Source organism: Corallincola spongiicola, from assembly GCF_004284785.1.
GTDB classification, from domain to species: domain Bacteria; phylum Pseudomonadota; class Gammaproteobacteria; order Enterobacterales; family Neiellaceae; genus Corallincola; species Corallincola holothuriorum.
Window position 1 is genome coordinate 845,763 of record NZ_SHLY01000001.1, and the last position, 20,061, is coordinate 865,823.

Consider the following 20,061-nt stretch of genomic DNA (forward strand, 5'->3'; position numbering starts at 1 on the left):
TTACAACTCCTGCTCACTCTGAAATATATATTATTTTTCCTTCATGGCGATGAACCATATCGATCATCGCATTGAATTCTTCACCCAACTCTAATTCTTCCACTTTATCCTTAAGAAACGATTGATATTCAGGATCAAAAAATCCAAAGTACTTTTTCTCATTTAGATCATGCATATAGCCATAAAGGTTAGAGAAGAACAATCTAATGGAACCTTGATTTAGATAAGGATCATAATCGTATTCATCGCCGTAATATTTTTTCTCTATCAACTTTGTACTAAAAGGCAATGTATCAATGATAGGCAGCACAGACAACAAATAGCCGGTTAACTCTTTATACTTATAATGTGTTTTATGCCTCTGTTTATTAAATAGATAATCTCTAAACTTTGACAAAAGCCGTTGGATAATTTTATTTGGATTAAAAGACAAGGACAGCTTACCGATCACAGAGAATTCAGTGGGGTACTCCACCGGTTTTTCACTAATTGTCTCACCGTGCAAAATTTTAACCATGCCATAGGCGAAATCACCAATGAACTCATCATCTAATTTATTAACCAGATCGATCAAGTAGCTTTGAATCTCTTCCTTGGTGACATCTACATTAATATCACTACAGCTAACTTTATCAGCCAGATAATTTTCACAATAGTAATGAACAACAAAGTTAAATTCGGCCTGACTTCCAAATGGACCATACCTTACAACTTCAAACATAGATACAGGTAACTTTTTTCTGCTTACTTTCTTTAAAAGCAAGGCAATGTCACCGGTTAAATAGTAGTTTTTATAGGCTTGAGTTTGCGCTTTAGTCACCCCTTCCATTTTGAAATCGTATTCAAGGTGCTTGTTCCAAAATGCTTCTCGCCGTTTAATCCACTTTTTATCTTTGGTATGTAAAAATAAATTTTCCATTGTTCTAAAGCTCTTTCTATGGCGCAGGGGTATTCAACCCTCAATAGCACCAAATAATCACCCAGAAGCAAATCTGACACAACGCTCTTTCAGTTAGAAATATGACTTAGCACTTGTTGATACGAACATTACCGCTGTGAACGTCCATTCTGGACGCTTTCGACAAATAGCAAACGTTACCCACTTGGCAGTGGGTTTAATGTTCAGTGATTTTCGGTTGATGGGTGTAACGAAGTTCTCTCAACGATAGCGTGCCACCACAGCCAGGGGCGTGCCGCTTCCTTTGTCCTGCACTGCTGTAGAACGGAACAGCTGGCCGCCCCTTTCCATGCCGCGACCTTCTCAACACCCATGTGCCGACAGTCAGTAAGCGATCATCACCTCATTGCGGCGCAAGAAGGGTAATGTCCACGGCGGGTTGTATCGAGCAAGTTGAGGTGTCCCCCGCGGCGTGATCCCCTTAGTCTTCATCCACTCGAGTAGCTGTGTCGTCTGGCTAGCTACCTTCTCCTCTCCGGTAAAACCGGAAAATTGGATCACTGCATAATTTGTTGGCGGAATTTGCCGGATCTTAACCGCTGGGTTATTTGGTTTTGGCAGGGTTGCCATGGTGTATTCACTGGGCATCACAAAATGAACTCGCCACTTGCTGTCAACGCTTTGCATAGTTACCGGCGCGGTCATATTGATGTTTTCAGATCCTGCTGCCATGGCTACGGGGGCTGTCATACTGATCTCTTCTGCTTTGCCAGAGGGGGCCGTATTATTGCCAAAAATGTAATTGGCAATGGCCTTGAACCCGGCGCTGGATGCGTCATCCATCTGCCCGTCAACCAGCGTTTCAGCAATGATCATTGGAGCATAGGCACGCAGTTCAAACGTTTCTGATGTTTCCAAAACTGTGTATTTGGGCTCTTCAGTTGCCATGGCCACTCCAGTAAATATGGACAGCAGTAAACCGACTATTCGATACATTGATATATCACCACTTCAATAAATGAGTTGCGTGAGGATGTTTTTATCTCTACCAAAACTACGTCATGAAGAGGGTGTTGGATCGCTAATTTTATTGGCTCAGTCAGTGCTGCGAACTGCGCCCACGAGACAGATGGTAAATAGCATGCGTACATAGCATGAGTAGAAACATGAGTGAGTAGCTAAATTCAGCACTGATTGATCAACTCACCGTTTCATCGCGTAACTGATGGGAGATAAAAAGGTTGTTTCCAACGGACTGTCGGAGCGTAACGTATGAAGATCGCAGTGATTGGCGCGGGTTTATCCGGTTTAATAGCTGCTAGAGAGCTGCAAACTCTTGGGCACAATGTCGATATATTTGAAAAATCCCGTGGCCGTGGCGGCAGACTAGCAACCAAGCGATTGGATTGGGGCGCAGCAGACACCGGAGCCCAGTATTTTACGGCGCGGGATCCACGATTCATCCAAGAAGTTAAGCATTGGTGCAACACAGGCGTCGCAGCTTTGTGGCCATTTACCCCACACAAACTAATCGATGGACAACTTCAGCCATCACCAGACGACACTTTGCGGTTTGTTGGGACGCCGAACATGAACAGCATGGCGCACCATCTGGCTGACAGCCTAAGTGTTAACCTGAACATTCAGATAGAACAGATAGATAGGCGCGATAGCCATTGGTCGCTTGTAGACCAGAAGCAGCAGGCGTGGCAGGGTTACCACTGGGTGGTCTTAGCTATCCCCGCCGCGCAGGCTCAAAAATTAATGCCAAGCAACACACTGCCAATTGCATCTGCGGAATCTTTAATGAAGCCCTGCTGGGCATTGGTGCTGGGCACCGCCGGTGATGTAAACCCAGAGATCCAAGGCGTATTTGGCGATGATGTGATCTCCTGGGTATCACGACTGTCGGCAAAGCCGGGACGTACAGTTCCCGATGGTTGTGATGATCTGTGGACCCTTCACTTCTCCCCTGAGTGGTCTAAGTCTCATGGCAAAGACGCAAGAAAGCGGGTGGCAGCAATCGGCGCGGATTGGCTTAGTCATGTGCTTGGAACAGAGTTAGCTGTTGAACATGAGTATCTTCATTTTTGGCGCTACGCCCACCTAGATAAGGACGTTGAAAGTACAAGTCCAAAGGTTAACCCTGATACAAACATCGCGCTCATTGGGGATTGGTGTTCGGGTGGACGAGTTGAAGGAGCTTATTTGTCGGCAATGGATCTGATTGCACGGCATTTCAAATAGCGTCACTCGATACCATCAATAACAAAATCTTATGACGGCAGCTCTGCAAATAGGCCGCCAACGCCTATTTTTGTTTAGCTTGCGTCATATACAACCGACAGTAACGTCGCTTTGCCCATTTGGCGTAGCAGGTTTCGAAAAGCGGCCTGAGCCACCCTATTTTTAATGGGCTGACGATCCAACTAAATGGGGTGTGTGACCAAGCCAACAAGGTTGCATCAATCCCCATACGCCAACCACCATCGGCATCTTGCATGTGAAGCACTTCAAGCATGGCTTGTTTATCACTGCCGTCCGGCAACACGCCGGCATGGATATCGACAAAACAGATCTCGCTGTCTGCATGGCGTTTTAAGAAGGCGATCTCGCGACTACACATGGCGCAGCGACCATCGAAGTACAGCGTTTCTATCGCTGTCGCTTGAATGCTCATAACGCTATGACCCCTAAGTGCAAACCGACCACCATGATCGTCAGGTTTCTGCGTAATTGCACGTAACAAAAACGGCCCTGCGCTTCTCCATCAATGGCTTGGAGTTCGAGCGGCTTAGTCGCCGGCTCATTTTCTTTAAACAGATAAGTTTCTACCGCAATCAACAAGGCAAAACCAATGGCTAACACGATAATGGCGGCGTCGGCACGCCCCGCAAGCATCCCCGCCCATGCCCATAAGGCGAACAAATTGCTGACGATCAAAATAGCAGGCTTGATGGGCAAAACAGATGAGCGATCGATGACACGTCCCCACAGAGCGCCCGCCAAGAAACTGAGGATAATCGCACTGTAAGAGGTAAAGAGGAGCAAGCCCTCAACACCCCATATCGTTTGCTCCATCAAGATCAAAGCGATGGCGATAAAAAACGGTATTAATCCCGCATAGCCCAGGCTCACAGAAACAGTTTGAGAACGGCTCATATTTCTCGCTCAACAAATAATAAGTTAACACAAGGTACGTGTGCTGCCGCTGAGCGATCAGTTTATCCGTGACTAAGTATCAATTTCATTTTTATTAAACAAGCAGTGGCCACTTGGCAATAAAGCTTTAACGATGGCTTAAACAGGCTGTATATCTAAGCAAATCTGCCATTTTCAAGGTGAGTGATTGAACTGCGCGAGCATATGCTGGCTGCCACCTATCAGCAAACACCCATCAACAAGTACGCATTGATTGCAATGGCAAATACTGTCGTGAACAGCGTGATCTGCGTCTGTCACTTATCTTGTCTGAGATACCTGTTAGGTAAAAAAAGCGCCGAACACTGTTCGGCGCTTTTTAATTTGGCGCCATAAAGGAGAGCTAAGCCGGCACAGCGTCACGAACGACCAGATCACCCGCAATAGACTCAATCTCAGTAACCAGTTGCTCCTGGGTAATTTCGGGAGGTAAGTTCAACGTGATACCAGCAGTAAAAACATTCCCACCAAGCTCCACCACGCCCATCCTGTGACTTTCTAAATCGACCAACTCAACCCCCTGCCGGTCAAATAGTTGGGTGAGTTCATTGACAATCCCTGGGCGATCTTCAGCATCGACCGATAGCTTCAGTTGTGAGCGTTGTTGCCGTTTCTCTTCTTGAACCTCTGAAAATCGCACATTGATGCAACCACATCCCCTGAAAACAGACTCTAATTGCACTGATTTTTCTTCTGGCATCTCAACTCGGATCAGTGCTGCGATTTGTCCGCCAAGATAACTCACTTTACTATTTAACCATCTAGCACCTAACTGGTGACATTGTTCTGCTAGATCTTTAAGGAGTCCAGGGCGCGAACTACCAACAAAACTTACCAAAGTAACGACCGTCATACGTGTTATCCCTACTTATTAGAATTAGCCTTGGGGTAGGCTTTTTTAATTCGAGTAAAACCACTAGCTGCACGTCACAGCAGACACATTTGTGACTTACTACAACTGTTCACGAGTTTAATCTGGTCAGCTTTTAATCAGTTGATCAACATCAACCCAACATAGTTAATGCTTCCGCTACATTTCAGTACAAATAAACACCAATAAGAAAAGGCCCTACGATGAAAAACCGTTGGCTCATTGCCGCCGCCGCAGTTGGCATTCATGTGTCGATTGGCTCTGTTTATGCCTGGAGCGTTTTCAATCTTCCATTGGAACAAGCATTCGGCTGGTCAAAAAACGAAGTGGCTTGGACATTTAGCTTTGCCATCTTTTTCCTTGGCTTATCAGCTGCTATTGGCGGCCATTTTATCGAAAAGCGAGGCCCCAGAATCGCTGGCTTAGTTGCCGGCACGCTTTGGGGGTTGGGCATGCTAGGCGCAGGGGTTGCAACCTCGCTTGGTAGTCTGGAAATGCTTTGGCTTAGTTACGGTTTAATCGGGGGCATTGGTCTTGGCATCGGCTATATCACACCGGTATCAACTTTGGTCAAATGGTTTCCTGATAGGCGGGGCATGGCCACCGGGCTCGCCATCATGGGCTTTGGCTTTGGTGCCATGATTGGCGCACCCATCTTCAACGCCATTATGGACACCCTCAGTATTCCAATGACTTTCTTCATTATGGGCGGCGTGTATATGGTGTTGATGTATGCATCCGCACTTTACCTAGAACGTCCGCCAGAGGGGTGGATGCCAGAGCATATGAAAGAAGCCATTGAATCTGGTAAACAAAAAAAAGTAGAAGACCTGTCCCAGTTAACCGCAAATGAAGCAGCCAAAACAGGCCCTTTCTATGGGCTTTGGATAATGATGTTTATAAACATTAGCTGCGGCATCGCCGTGATCTACTCTGCTTCACCGCTGGCACAAGAAAGTATCGGCCTGTCCGCTGTAGAAGCTGCCGCCGTCGTCGGTCTGATGTCGCTATTTAATGGCCTGGGCAGAATAGCCTGGGCATCACTGTCAGATTACTTGGGGCGCCCCAGCACCTACATGGCATTCTTCATCATACAGATTGTCGCCTTCTATCTGCTTCCCAACATCACCAGCGTTATCCTGTTCCAAGTTGTCCTGTACATCATCCTCACCTGCTATGGTGGTGGCTTCGCTACCCTACCCGCCTATATCGGCGATCTATTTGGCACCAAAGAACTTGGTGCGGTTCATGGTTATGTCCTTACCGCTTGGGCAGCGGCAGGCTTAGCAGGCCCACAAATCGCAGCGTATGTGCGAACAGTAACGGGAAGTTATGAGATGACGCTCTACATCTTTGCTGCCGTGTTTATTCTTGCATTGATCGTATCCATACTGATGAAGCGTTACGTGAATAAAGCGCGAGCAGAACGTGAGATAACAGGAAATACAGCGCACGCATAAACCTGCATCTTTTAGCTAGGGAAAAGGAGCGCGATGCGCTCCTTTTTAATTAGTTATTCATTTATGATCCAAAGCTGGCAGCTCCCCAATTTCATCACTCTTGCCTTGAAGCGAAGATCACTGCACCAGCGACAAAAGGCGCACAACTCAAGAAAACCATTGCATATCTAATCATAGAAAATTGCAGCATCAATACTTACACGCTTCACTCACACTGAAAATCACGCGGATATCACTGTGAGGTATCGGTTTGCTGGATAGTAGGATCTGAACTAGCGTGATAAACACCAAAACGCCAAGGACCAAGCACCAAGGACAGCCATCTCTAGATGAAAGCAAATCATCACCTTCGAGTAAGATTGATTCAATAGCGCTAGCGCTAAAAAATGACTTGAGGCTTGTTAACGACCTCATTTCGGGATGATATCGACAACGACCAGCTTTTCCGTATCCTTGATGAGCGTTCCTGCTAGAGAGTGACCCACCATAATGGCAGCCCACGTTCAGATACTTCTCTGTCTACTAAATGACAATGATTGGAAATCACCGCATATGCACACAATTCGACAGTAAACACCGTGATAAGAAAGGGGAACGGTGGGTAAATCTAATCCCGAGCGGAAACACGTCATATAAGCATCCTTGCCTTTTGAAGAACTCAAGCAGGCTGATTTAGTTCAGCCAGCAATGAGGGGCTGTCACGCTACGCTGTAAACGCTGCTTTCTTCGAGGTCGTCACAACCCCATATCAAACTTGCTCTTGGCTACTTCATCGTTGATCAGCACAGATGCTACCTCGCTGACTTCGGACTGCAGGTACGGCCAATATTCTGGATTATCCAGCGTCCGTTCTTTTATCTGTTGCGGAACAAAGCGGCTCATTTCCATATTGAAATCGTTGCGCACTTCATCGTCATTCATCAATTTAGTCCGTTGAGTGGCAAGCGCTGATCGAAAGTCATCGGCTTGCTTGTTTCTGGCAACTAATTTCTGATCAACCAAGGCTTTTGACAACGCGATACCGCGCTGCTTTATCCAAACGATGTCCCAGATATCTCGGGGTTTTATCCTTCTTGCGCGATAGGCCAGCGCGATCATCTTGTCAGCCAGTATCTCTTGCAGCGATTGCACCGGAACTAAGAGGCCTTCTGTTGGCACGACTACATTGTAGTGATTCAGTAGAGGCTTTTTCTCTACATCAAAGGATGGGATAGCACACACATCAATATGCATTTTTTGCCTAGGCAGATCCGGCCGGTTAGCTTCTTTGACGATACTGATTTTCCAAGATGCGGTATCGCCCTGCCTGTCTTCTGTTGGTTTATTTACCCAGACATCGGTTTCGTATTTGTGCTGGATATATTGTTGGATCTCAGTTTCCAATCCATCAAAATCTGCCGGTCGAAAGTCGTGGCCACCATTAAAATCAAGATCTTCAGACAAACGGGCGCTGTTGTAGCACATACGCAATGAGGTACCACCAATGAAGGTAAGCTTTTGCATTGCGCCCTGTTTAATCAACACATCCATAATGTCGTGGTGCAGGATCTCTTTTTCTATCACAGGAGCAACAGCTGCATAATCAGGATTGGCTTGAACGATTTGGCGGATCTGCTCTTTCAGCATTTTAACTCTCCAGCATATGCAGGTTGCGCCGGCAGTGCTTTAGGTCTGCTACCGCTTGTTCGGTTGTCGCACGATACATTTGAATGTCGGGATCAAAATACAAATTGGGCGCAATCTGCTCGATTGGCTTTTTGGTGTGGGTAAATTCAATAACGCCGTAGGGTGTAGAAAAAACGCCACTTCGTCCTTTAGTCACCACAGTGACTCTGTCCATCACGACTTGTGAGATGTCACCGGTATAACTCAACTGACTTTCCAGACTGATGTAGTTAAGTACACCGCTGCGCATCTTTTTGATGATTTTATAGATCGCAGCATTGGGAGGTGGTGGCGTCAACGTGCTTTCATACAAGCCTTTCACGACACGCCTAAGCTGACCCTTTTTAACCCTATCCGACAGAAATTTGATAAAGACCGGATCGCAGGGCCTCTCCAACATCAATGCCAACTCAGCAGCAGTATGAATACCGCCGCCCGCTTTAACGGCATTGGCTAACACACTCAGCAACTCGTTGGCTTTGGTCATTTAGGTCTACACAAAATTACTTTATATGTAACTTAGTGTAGACCTAATACTTATAGAGAGCAATTAGTGGTCTACACAACCAAACTAAAATAGTTATATTTTGTTAATCGCCCCCTCCCAACTAAACAACCTGCGTTAGTGTACTTCGCTCGACTAGTTAAGAAAGAAATGAAAGCTAACATCCGGCTTAACAATGGCCTGTTTTGAGCCAGATGGTGCTCGACGTTATCAAATATGATGACTGAACGAGCGATATTATGATTGCCCAAGGAATGTTGCCGTATGAACTGTATCGCATCCCGAAACAGTTTCTCGACAGCATGGAAAACCACCAAATCTACTATGAGACGGCGAAGCTATTTCATCAGATATTGAGTCGAGTGGACCGGCTGTATACGCTGATACCGTATTGGTGTCCGGCAATCCAGTAACAACCGAACTCGATAAAGATTTTGCAGAGCAGCGGACTCCGTTGCTCACAATCTAAATTCATTTTGAATTGATCACGACACTGAACCATCTGCCATCCCGTTAAAAGGGGCACAAATAGATTGATGAACTAAGGGATATATTGATTAAGAATTGGTGCCCGGGGCCGGACTTGAACCGGCACGCTCTTTCAAGCGAGGGATTTTAAATCCCCATCATAATCGCCTTGAGCAAGCCGTCTAGACTATGATTTTCCGAATAAACATCAGCACACTTTTGGTTGTAAAAGGCTGATTTGGTTATAAGAACCAATGCTATTTTCGGAATGTATAATCCTTCGTAAAGAGTCTGCCTTGAGCGCTGGCTGTTTGAAAAAAACTTCCGTTTGTACCTTTTAATCCCTTCACCCCTGGCTTCACGCCAAAGCCCAGAATGCTCAGAAAGGTCCGCCCCATACGAACTTGTGCCATATGAGACTAAAATTCCGTTACCAGACTTCGTAGGTGTAGACGCTGCCCCTGATTGCAGACGGTACTGCAAAGCCTTGCAACTGAAGCCAGAAAGGTTTGCAGACGCTGCTGGTCAAAATGACGATAGCGGCGCTGCACCAACCTGACATAGCTGCTGTTTAGAAGTGATCAGTTCTGCTGTTTAATTTAGCCTACTACTAATCCAAGCCATTTAAATCAGTCAGCACTAATGCAAGAGATAAAACCAATCAGTTACTCATCATTTTAATTATCTCATCATTTTTCCGCCCAAAATCCCCGTAAATATCAACATCTGCATCATATTCACTCTGGTTTTCTGAAATATAATCCAGAAGAGGTTTTAGCTCAGAATATATTTCCTTAACATTTTCCGGGTAGGTTGCAGCTTTTTCATTAATCAATTCAAAGAAACAGCTTACAGCATCAGATTTATCATAAAAACCGAAGTCATTAGACTCTATATACTGCTTCAGACCAAAGATGTAATACATGAAAGGCTTTATTGGCATCCACCTCAAACCACTACAACTCTGAATTACATTTTTTTTAAACTCTACCTGCATCTCATCATTGCTTTTTTGATAAAACTTTTCATATGAATCAAATGCATCTGGGTCTGATAAATCACCCCAGTCTTGAGAACAAGGAATTTTACGTGTCATGTTCGAATCACCTTAATCACAATCTAATGGCTCATCTTTACACTCCCAAGAACGAGCGTATTGTCTCTTCAACTTTCTAATTCCTTTATCAAGATCTCGAATGTCAGGTTCATGTCTACCAGGAAAGTAACGGTCATCCCATTGCTGCCTCATGTCTCTACAAGTCTGCATCCACTCAATCTTAGCCCTCTTATCATGGCATCTGTTGCCTGTCTCAGGAGGGGGGTTGTTACAAAAATCCTTATACCTTAAACGCTCAGATGCTGCTGGGAACTGAAGTTGTTCTGGCCTATCGTCAATCATCATGACGATTCCAATACCAACTGCCAGAGCATCAATTACAAACTGAGCGACTGGAACGGCCAAAATAGCAATTTCCCCAGTAGGATCTACAAATCTAAGGGGGTTTCCACCAACATACCCATAAGTATTCAACCCACCGTTCAGGCCAATCGGATCAGACTGAATGTAGCGCCCGGTATTAGGGTCATAATCCCGGAAGTAGTTATAATGCAACCCACTTTCACCGTCATAGTATTGGCCCGGGAAGCGCAGGTTATTGGTGACCGTTTCCAGCTTAACATCAGCAAGACCAAAGGGCGTGTATACGGCATCCCAAACTAGGTTAGCGTCACTGTCAGTCAAACGTTGCGGTGTGCCCAGATGGTCATTCGCGAAGTAATACTCCCCGGTAGATTCGCGCCTTGCTCTGGCTCCCACCGTGTAAACTTCCCGAACATCGTAGTAACCGTCACTCACAGTGAGGGCAAAACTCATTAGCTCAGGCTGACCTAAGCTCGGTGATGTAAACTCAAGATCTATCCTGTCACTTGCAACCAACGATACCTCTGGGCCGCTAAGCTGCTCCCAGTGATAACTCAACGTATCACCGTCACCATCTATTACTTCAGGTGCAATCACTACTGCAGTATCAGCATCAACAACAAGCGTTGCCATTGACTGTATAGCGGGAGGTTGGTTGTAATCAGTCAAAGGTGCCAGGTTTATATTGACTATCTCCGTAGCCACAACGCCATTGCTGTCGGTTACTGTGAGCAATAGCGTGGCCAATTGAGCGGTGTCTAAATCTGGAGAAATAAACGTGGCTGAGCCATTGTCTCCTGCAATAAGCTCTAGCACGGGACCAGTTAACTGACGCCACTCATAACTGGCTACGTCTCCCATTGTTGCGATAGTATCACTACCGCTTAAGTTGACCGTCATCCCCGCATAGGTCGTTGCTGGAGCTTCAGCCGAAACCAGAATAGGTGCGGAACCAACAGTACGATATACACCAAAATCAACGATAGGAGCTCTGCTGTAATCATTGTGATGGTAAACGAGTGACTCGATACTCGCTTCATCCATTGTGCCCCACGCGTTTCCTCGCGCATTTAGCATCCTTAGCGAACCATCATAAAAACCGGAGCTGTAGTAGCCGTAACTGGTATTTCCAGTGATCTGAGTGCTGCTGACGACAGGAACCGGGTGGTCATTAAAATAGCTATTACCACCATAGACATAAACACCATAATGATTGTCTGATAGTGTTGACTGCGTGACGGTACCCTTGGTTCTTTTGCCATAAAAATTCAGCGCCTTGTCCGCATCTGAGATACGGGTATACCGCATCGCCACTTGGGCATTATCAGACTCGACAGTCACCCCAATCCAGTCGCTGGGGCTAGCATCGTTTTTGGCACTTCGAAGCACCACCTGCGACACACTCGCACCGTTGCTTATTAAGCTTGCATCTTTCCTTACAGTAATACCGGTTTGACTATGTGCTCGAATATCCGTGCCTGGCGCAAAAACGAGACTCGCACCCGGTTCAACGAACAATTTTGTTATTAGCTCATAGCTACCACTTAGCCTTGTTTCTCCGTGAATACTGCCCAAGAGTTGTTCGGTGGATGCAATATGTTCACCCGAAGCGTCAAGCCAGTACCCTCGAAAATCAACCCACGCGCCGCTATTGTTGTTTTTCTGATAGTCATACAGTTTATTGTTTATCTGATTGGGCTCCGCAGTACCCCACCAGTTGTTTGTAGCGTCTATAAGCGCTTTAGATGCGTCTTTGAAGGACGAGGCATATACGTTGTAGCTACTATTGCTTTCCAGTCGACTGTGATTAATCCTCACTCTGGGGTGGTTATCCAAAACACCATTAGCACCACTGATATAGACGCCATAACCGTTGTTTTGGATATTACTTCGCTGAATTGAGGCATCTACGCGCTGTCCGTATACATAAACGCCATAGGTACTGTCATGGAGTGCGCTGTCTTCAACTTGGGCTGCGGTGTCGTTTTGTGATAGATTTATTGCTTTTGATGCATAAGCAATTTCAGCATAACGCACCGTAACACTGTCAGGTGTGCGAACCCCGCGAATGGTTATCCCTGCCCAGTCGTTTTTGGCTGGCGTCGCTTTAATGGAAGTAAACACTACTGGCTGAGGAGCTGAGCCTAGAAGGTGCAAGTTCGCCCCCTGCTCTACGATAATTTCCGCATTTTTCACCGCTTCCGTATAGGCACCAGCTATGACAGATAAGGTCGCGCCATCACTTACTTTGATTTTTCGAAGCAAAACACCGTCCGGCGCATCCCAGATGGTATCTTCAAAAATGCCGACACCGTACTGAGTCCCGCCAGACGCCTGCCCACCTTCACTGAGCAAGTATTCAGTAAAGTCTAGCCAAGGCGCACTAGTCGTATCACTCTGATCATAGATTTTCTGGTCAATGGCTGATGGCTCTGCACTACCCCACCAGTTTTGACGTACATCGACAACGGATGAGCTTGCATTGCCGTAGTTTCGAACATAGAAGTTATAGCTTGTGTTATCTGAAATGCTGTTTCGACTAACGGTTAAAACTGGCTGTTGGTCAGGTGATGCGTTTCCTCCGTATACATAAAAGCCATAACTATTTTCAGTAATCTGGTTAGTTGTAAATTCGCCACCACTATTGGCGCCGTAAAGATATATCGCATACGTATTATCGTGCAGATAACTGTCCCGCAGTATCGCCTTGGCCCCAGCCTCAAGTTTTAACGCATAACTGGCAAACGCCAACTTAGCGTGTTCAACCACGATTGAATCTGCATCTCGCTGACCTTTAACAGTGATACCTTGCCAGCTTCCCTTGGAGGGCTGTTCACGATCTGAAGTGAGGAAAACTGGTTGCGCCTCAGTTCCCTGTATTCTAAGAGAGCTTCCCTCTTCAACCGTCAATCCCGCGCCATCACTGAACTTCAGTTGTGTGCCAGCGGCCAATGTCAGCGTGGCGCCGTTGGCCACTTTGACTGGCTTCAATACCCACCCGTCTGTCGCCGACCAGGTTGTATCTGTCACGATAGGTTTTAAGTACTGTGTACCAACTGACACCGTACCGTCTGGATCTAACCAAAACCCACTGAAATCAACCGTAGGCCGCTGGTTCGTGCTGTCCTGACTATCGTAGATTTTCCGATTAATATCACTTAGATCTTGGGAGCCCCACCAATTGTCTTTAGCATCGACCGTCGCCAATAGTTCATCTCTAAAGCCCAGCGTATAAAGGTGATAGTTGTTTTCTTCGAACCGGTTTTCCCTAAAGGTGGGTGTAGGATGGTCGGCAAGCACACTACTGCCACCATTTAAATAGATGGCATATTGATTATCGTGAAGGTAGTTAGCATAAACCTGCCCGCCTGTGCGGGCACCATTGAAGTAAATACCGTAGCTGTTGTAGCGAAATTCACTGTCTGCAATCAGTGCGTTCGTATCTGTCTGGCTTAGTGTTAAACCATAAGTTGCATACTCGATGATTGCGTGGCTGAACTGGATACTGTTCGCTTCTCTCTGCCCCTCCACCTTGATACCAAACCAATCGCCTTTCTTTGGAGATAATGAAGAAGATGTCAACGTTACGGGATTATCTGCTGACCCTGATAGATGAAGTTGCGCGCCCGTTTGAACCGTTAACCCCGCATTTTTTTCCGCCTCTATAACAGTGCCTTCGGCGATCGTCAGTGTAGCTCCATCAAGTACAGGCACGGTTCGTAGTAATCGCCCGTTGAGGCTGTGCCAAACCGTATTCTCTGTCACGGGCAACAAATACATATCACCAGCGACAGGCGTCCCCGAGGGACTGTCAAGATAACCACTAAAATCAACCCAGGGAGAGTAACTCAGAGAGTCTTGACCATCGTATATTTTGCTGGCGATCACATACGGGTCGTCACTGCCCCACCAGTTCCCTGTGGCATCGATGACATGATCGATGGCATCACCGAAATACCGCACCTCCAAATGGCGAGTGCTGTTATCTTCAAAATCGTTGCCATGAATGCTTATCGGTATACCATTCTGAGGACTTCCGTAGCTCCAGTTAAAATAGTAACCATAGCTATTATCGTGTACATAATTATCATGAAACTCTCCACCTGTTTCACTGCCATTACCGTACACGCCATAAGTGTTGCTATGTAACTCGGAGTTGGTCAGGCGAGCCTTTACATCAGCCCCACTTAGATTAATCCCATAAGTTGCATATTCAATTCGAACATGATCGAATTGAATAGTGTCAGCAGCACGACCACCATATACGTGAATGCCTCCCCAACTTCCCTTGGTGGGCGATAGTGCATTGCTGGTAAATACAACTGGACGATCTAATGTGCCGCTTGCTAGTAGCACTGCCCCCTGCTCAACTTTTAATTTTCTACTGCCACTAAATACTAATTTTGCACCGGGCTCGATAGTAAGGGTGACACCAGTAGGTACAACAAGATCTTCGCTGTAAGTATGCTCTCCGGAAGCCAACACTGTGTCAGCATCAAGCGTGAGTGCAAATAGTGGCGAATGGCATGCCCAGAGTAGTAATCCAATAACGGTATAAAACCTCATCGCGCCTTTCCTTAATGTATCCATTCTGATTTGCATTCCTTTACTCCACCGCCATCACGAGCGGCTGACCGCCCAGCGGGATATATTCCTTTACTACCAGACCTTCACTGTCCGCTTCCGCTATCAGTTGACCTGCGCCGTCATAAATAAACTCGACCTGCCCAAACAGATTGGCTTTGATGACCCGCTGTCCTAGACCGTTATAGCCATAGTCGGTACTCATGTGCCGCTGCCTGTCTATTAGCTCTATCATCCGGTTATGAGCGCCATAGCGATAAAGGTGGGCGGTGTCAGCAATGCGGTTACCTGCTTCATCATGGGCGTACGGGAGCGTCAGACGATTACTTTGCGCCTGGTACTGCCAGGTGTCAGTATCATTATCCTGGGTCAGTGCAGTACGGTTGCCCACCGGATCGTAGTTGTACGCATAGTCACCGTAATCCCCATAGGCCTCGGTCAACCGGTTTAGCGCGTCATAGCTGAACTGTTGCTGACGTGCGGGCATATGAGGCTGTTCCATCAGGCGGATATTGCCGTCAGCGTCATAACTCAGCTGACTGTGGTAGACACCCAGTAAGTGGATCTCTGTTAACCGCCCCGCCAGATCGAACTGGCGGCTCACCGTCTTGCCATTCCCCAGGGTGTAACGACTGAGTGGACCGAATGGCTGATAGATAATGTCGGTTACCAGTGCCTTGGTTTGCTCACGATGCTGCTGGCTGATCCCGCTTAACTGCCCGTGTGTGTTGTACTGGTAGGTGAGTACCCGTCCACTTGGGTAAGTCACCTCTGCCAGGGCTCCGCCGGGACGATAGCGGTAAGTCAGCGTATAACTGTGTTGACCTATGGTGGTCGTCTGCTCTGCGACCTGGCTCAGGGCGGTATAACGATAACGGGTGCTGCCACTGCCATCAGTGAGCGTGGTTAACCGCCCTTTGCCGTAAGCCCCTTCATCGTAAGTCAGCGTCACATCCAGACCATCATCCGTATAGTCGATGGCCGTCAGACGGTTCAGGGCATCGTAACGATAAGCGGTGGTGATCTTATTCGCATCTGTTTTAGTCAACAGGTTGCCGGCAGCGTCGTAGGTATAAGTTGTCACCCCGGTATCTGCACTGTGCTGTTTCACCAGATTTCCCAACCCGTCATATTCATAGCGGGTGATCGCACCATTCGGATCGGTCACTTGTGTAACCCGACCTGTTTTATCGTAGGCATAATGCGTTTTACCGCCCGCAGGATCGGTACTTTCAGTCTGTTGACCTAAGCCGTTGTAGTCATACTTCGTGACGTTGAGTAGCGGGCTGGTGCTTCGCAGCAGATTACCCAGCGGATCATATTCATAAGCGGTGGTATTGCCCAGTGCATCGGTGTAGGTGGCCAGCCGGCCAAGGCTGTCGTACGCCTGATTTTGAGTCTGCACCAGGTTGCCGCTGCTGTCCTTCACCTCGATGGCAGTGACGTTACCGGCCTGGTCGTGACTGTAGCTCAGGCTGTTGCCAGCACTGTCCCTGACTTCAGTCAGATAGCGGGCGCCGTTGTAGCTGTAGAACAGTTGCTCGCCACCCGGCAAGGTCAGCTGTGTCAGCTGACCGACCTTGTCGTAGCTGTACAGGGTGGTCTCACCGGCAGTGCTGCTTTCAGTCAGCCGGCCGCGGACGTCGTATTTAAAAGTGATGGCAACGCCGTTCGCATCAGCGATACTAAGAGGCTGACCGTTGGCGTCATGATCCTTAAGTGAGGTGACATGTCCCAACGCATTGGTGATAGTAGTTATATTTCCATAAGCATCGTAGCCGAAGGTAGTGTTATCAGAGACATCACTACGTGGGCCATCAATGCTTTTTAGTAAGCCATTTTCACCATAAACATAAGCATGCGCTCGATAAGCACCGGAACTGATATCTCTTTCCAGAACACTGGTCACACGACCTTCTGAGTCATATCCGTACTCTGTTCTGGTTACCCCGTTTTCAGTACTCTTTAAAGTACCTTCAGAGTAGTACTCGTAACTAGTAGATATCTCCTCAGGCTTGCCGTTTGCCACTGTAGCTTTTGACTTCAATCCATCCGAGTTGTATACGTAATCGGTATAGGTACCATTGGCGTCAGATTTTCTTAAGATTTTTCCATCGCTCGTATAGTGAAACGCGGAATGTCCAATACTGCAGCCTTCGGTCTCCACCCCTTGAATTTCAGATGTGACAATACGGCCATCAGTTATCTGAAACTTATACCGTACCTGGTTGCCAAGCGGGCTGGTAACAAGCAGCCCGTTTGATGTATCCCGTTCCAGCAGATAACTCTCTGCACTACCGTAATGATGCTCAGATACTACCTGCCCTTCTTCGTTGTATGCGTAAGTGCCATAAACAATACCGTTCTCGTCGATACGTTTAGTTAGCTTGAGGTTAACGTTTTGCCCCCATAGATAGAAACCGTAGTGATCGGCACGACTTTTGTTGAAAGCAAGCAAATGATTCTGAGTGGAGGGAACGCCTGTAATACTGTTCTCCCCTTTGTTGGCCGCCACAAGTAAACGGCTGGTGATTTCAGAGAGAGCGGCCTCCTCCTGCTCATCATACGGCAGAAGAGGATCAGCAAGCGCTTCATATTCATAGCGTTTCAATGAACCATCGTCGTACTGAACGGAGGTTAACGCATCGGCTCCATTAACCTTTGTATAACTGTATCGAACGGTGCTTCCATCCGGCATGAGCGCTTTAGTGATTAAGCCATTCGTCCACTGAAGCTCGATACGCTGCCCAAAAGCGCTCTGAATGTACTTAAGATTTTGCTCATAGGTCAGTGTCAGTTCAACGCCGCTGGACTGAACAATGCTCAGCAACCGGCCTTCCGGGCTAAAGACCTCGGCGCGATTATTGGCAATGTCCTTAATTCGGTAGTTACCGTTCTCAAGTGCATCGATCTGATAGGTTTTACCACCGTCGTGCTGAAAGGTGCTGTCACTGTTGAGCGTAAAGCTGATAAGCCTAGACGGAGAAGAACGATAGTGCAGCCTCTGACCGTCTGCATCCAGCAATACTGAACGCCCGAATCGATGAAGAAACCAGTTGTTTCCAAACTCCCCACGAGGCTTGTTGTATTGGCCGCTGGTATAGCTTCGAGAGAGTGTTAACTCAGGAGAGTGTGCGAAAGCGCTCTGGTAGTCGGTATCCAGCTCTGTTTTTTGCCCGCTTCCAAGCAGAAATGGGTTACCGAGGGGGCAAGTTCCATCATTGCTGATAATGCGCTTCTGGCACGTCTGGGGCTCACCTTTCTTATTGATATAACCCTTCGGGCAGAACCAGTAGGCACCAACCCAGCCTTGATGGAAAACAGGTTTCTTCTCATCAAAACCATGGTCGCCCGGGTAGTCCCATTGCACAGTCATCCAGCAGCCTAATCCGTAATCTGGGTGAGCATGGGCGTAAACAGGCTCATGAGTTGTGATTTCGGGATTCGTTCCGCGTGGCGGCGGCATAATGCTCTTGCAGGCTTCATCCGCATTTATAAAAAAGTCGGCACCAATTCTTGAAGGTTTAAACAACTGCTGTGCTGGAACTTCATCGAAATATGGCTCTATTGCTGCATGCAATGAGCCGCAGAACATCAACCACCCAATGAACATTTTTGAAAGAGCAATACCAGCACGCCTGGTTCTTTTATTTCCTGTCATTTTTCTTACTCCACCGCCATCACTAGCGGCTGACCGCCCAGCGGGATATATTCCTTTACTACCAAACCTTCACTGTCCGCTTCCGCTATCAGTTGACCTGCGCCGTCATAAATAAACTCGACCTGCCCAAACAGATTGGCTTTGATGACCCGCTGTCCTAGACCGTTATAGCCATAGTCGGTACTCATGTGCCGCTGCCTATCTATTAGCTCTATCATCCGGTTATGAGCGCCATAGCGATAAAGGTGGGCGGTGTCAGCAATGCGGTTACCTGCTTCATCATGGGCGTACGGGAGCGTCAGACGATTACTTTGCGCCTGGTACTGCCAGGTGTCAGTATCATTATCCTGGGTCAGTGCAGTACGGTTGCCCACCGGATCGTAGTTGTACGCATAGTCACCGTAAGCCCCATAGGCCTCGGTCAACCGGTTTAGCGCGTCATAGCTGAACTGTTGCTGACGTGCGGGCATATGAGGCTGTTCCATCAGGCGGATATTGCCGTCAGCGTCATAACTCAGCTGACTGTGGTAGACACCCAGTAAGTGGATCTCTGTTAACCGCCCCGCCAGATCGAACTGGCGGCTCACCGTCTTGCCATTCCCTAGGGTGTAACGACTGAGTGGACCGAATGGCTGATAGATAATGTCGGTTACCAGTGCCTTGGTTTGCTCACGATGCTGCTGGCTGATCCCGCTTAACTGCCCGTGTGTGTTGTACTGGTAGGTGAGTACCCGTCCACTTGGGTAAGTCACCTCTGCCAGGGCTCCGCCGGGACGATAGCGGTAAGTCAGCGTATAACTGTGTTGACCTATGGTGGTCGTCTGCTCTGCGACCTGCCCCAAGGCGGTATAACGATAACGGGTGCTGCCACTGCCATCAGTGAGCGTGGTTAACCGCCCTTTGCCGTAAGCCCCTTCATCGTAAGTCAGCGTCACATCCAGACCATCATCCGTATAGTCGATGGCCGTCAGACGGTTCAGGGCATCGTAACGATAAGCGGTGGTGATCTTATTCGCATCTGTTTTAGTCAACAGGTTGCCGGCAGCGTCGTAGGTATAAGTTGTCACCCCGGTATCTGCACTGTGCTGTTTCACCAGATTTCCCAACCCGTCATATTCATAGCGGGTGATCGCACCATTCGGATCGGTCACTTGTGTAACCCGACCTGTTTTATCGTAGGCATAATGCGTTTTACCGCCCGCAGGATCGGTACTTTCAGTCTGTTGACCTAAGCCGTTGTAGTCATACTTCGTGACGTTGAGTAGCGGGCTGGTGCTTCGCAGCAGATTACCCAGCGGATCATATTCATAAGCGGTGGTATTGCCCAG

Annotated in this window: 14 protein-coding genes; 3 read left to right on the forward strand and 11 right to left on the reverse strand. The window is 47.5% G+C overall.

Going from position 1 to position 20,061, the window contains the following annotated elements:
- Positions 1-13 precede the first annotated feature (13 nt).
- Both EXY25_RS03750 and EXY25_RS03755 read right to left on the reverse strand, forming a co-directional pair.
- A complete protein-coding gene (locus EXY25_RS03750) occupies positions 14-919 on the reverse strand; it encodes a hypothetical protein (protein ID WP_130565760.1) in 906 nt (301 codons plus the stop codon).
- Positions 920-1,282: 363 nt separating this feature from the next.
- The gene (locus EXY25_RS03755; protein ID WP_130565761.1) at positions 1,283-1,846 is read right to left on the reverse strand and encodes an SOUL family heme-binding protein; all 564 of its coding nucleotides are present in this window, start codon (positions 1,844-1,846) and stop codon (positions 1,283-1,285) included.
- Between the two features lie 324 nt (positions 1,847-2,170).
- On the opposite strand from EXY25_RS03755, the gene EXY25_RS03760 reads away from it, so the two are divergent.
- Positions 2,171-3,145, forward strand: coding sequence for an NAD(P)/FAD-dependent oxidoreductase (locus EXY25_RS03760; protein ID WP_130565762.1), 975 nt, complete (start codon positions 2,171-2,173; stop codon positions 3,143-3,145).
- 64 nt (positions 3,146-3,209) lie between these two features.
- Here EXY25_RS03760 and EXY25_RS03765 read toward each other — a convergent pair whose 3' ends face one another.
- The 3 genes from EXY25_RS03765 to EXY25_RS03775 all read right to left on the reverse strand — a co-directional run bounded on the left by EXY25_RS03765 (position 3,210) and on the right by EXY25_RS03775 (position 4,952).
- A complete protein-coding gene (locus EXY25_RS03765) occupies positions 3,210-3,578 on the reverse strand; it encodes a thiol-disulfide oxidoreductase DCC family protein (RefSeq protein ID WP_130565763.1) in 369 nt (122 codons plus the stop codon).
- On the reverse strand, positions 3,575-4,060 hold the full coding sequence (locus tag EXY25_RS03770) for a DUF3429 domain-containing protein (protein WP_130565764.1): 486 nt from the start codon (positions 4,058-4,060) through the stop codon (positions 3,575-3,577). Before EXY25_RS03770 ends, EXY25_RS03765 begins: the two co-directional genes overlap by 4 nt.
- Before the next feature lie 382 nt (positions 4,061-4,442).
- On the reverse strand, positions 4,443-4,952 hold the full coding sequence (locus EXY25_RS03775; protein WP_130565765.1) for a glycine cleavage system transcriptional repressor: 510 nt from the start codon (positions 4,950-4,952) through the stop codon (positions 4,443-4,445).
- Positions 4,953-5,173: 221 nt separating this feature from the next.
- Between EXY25_RS03775 and EXY25_RS03780 the strand changes: the two genes are divergently transcribed.
- A complete protein-coding gene (locus EXY25_RS03780) occupies positions 5,174-6,430 on the forward strand; it encodes an L-lactate MFS transporter (RefSeq protein WP_130565766.1) in 1,257 nt (418 codons plus the stop codon).
- Between the two features lie 735 nt (positions 6,431-7,165).
- Here EXY25_RS03780 and EXY25_RS03785 read toward each other — a convergent pair.
- Positions 7,166-8,056 (reverse strand): nucleotidyl transferase AbiEii/AbiGii toxin family protein, encoded by an 891-nt coding sequence (locus EXY25_RS03785; protein ID WP_130565767.1) that lies wholly within the window; start codon positions 8,054-8,056, stop codon positions 7,166-7,168.
- Position 8,057: 1 nt separating this feature from the next.
- Positions 8,058-8,582, reverse strand: coding sequence for a type IV toxin-antitoxin system AbiEi family antitoxin (abiEi, locus tag EXY25_RS03790; protein ID WP_130565768.1), 525 nt, complete (start codon positions 8,580-8,582; stop codon positions 8,058-8,060).
- A gap of 257 nt (positions 8,583-8,839) precedes the next feature.
- On the opposite strand from abiEi, the gene EXY25_RS18720 reads away from it, so the two are divergent.
- Positions 8,840-9,013, forward strand: coding sequence for a hypothetical protein (locus EXY25_RS18720; protein ID WP_165419247.1), 174 nt, complete (start codon positions 8,840-8,842; stop codon positions 9,011-9,013).
- 716 nt (positions 9,014-9,729) lie between these two features.
- On the opposite strand, the gene EXY25_RS03800 is transcribed toward EXY25_RS18720, so the two are convergent.
- From EXY25_RS03800 to EXY25_RS03815, 4 genes are all read right to left on the reverse strand, one after another.
- The gene (locus EXY25_RS03800; protein ID WP_130565769.1) at positions 9,730-10,164 is read right to left on the reverse strand and encodes a hypothetical protein; all 435 of its coding nucleotides are present in this window, start codon (positions 10,162-10,164) and stop codon (positions 9,730-9,732) included.
- 12 nt (positions 10,165-10,176) lie between these two features.
- On the reverse strand, positions 10,177-15,054 hold the full coding sequence (locus EXY25_RS03805) for an RHS repeat-associated core domain-containing protein (RefSeq protein ID WP_165419248.1): 4,878 nt from the start codon (positions 15,052-15,054) through the stop codon (positions 10,177-10,179).
- Positions 15,055-15,094: 40 nt separating this feature from the next.
- Entirely contained in the window at positions 15,095-18,733 is a 3,639-nt protein-coding gene (locus EXY25_RS03810) for an RHS repeat domain-containing protein (protein ID WP_130565771.1), read from the reverse strand.
- A gap of 5 nt (positions 18,734-18,738) precedes the next feature.
- The coding region (locus EXY25_RS03815) for an RHS repeat protein (RefSeq protein ID WP_165419249.1) at positions 18,739-20,061 on the reverse strand (1,323 nt) is incomplete at its 5' end.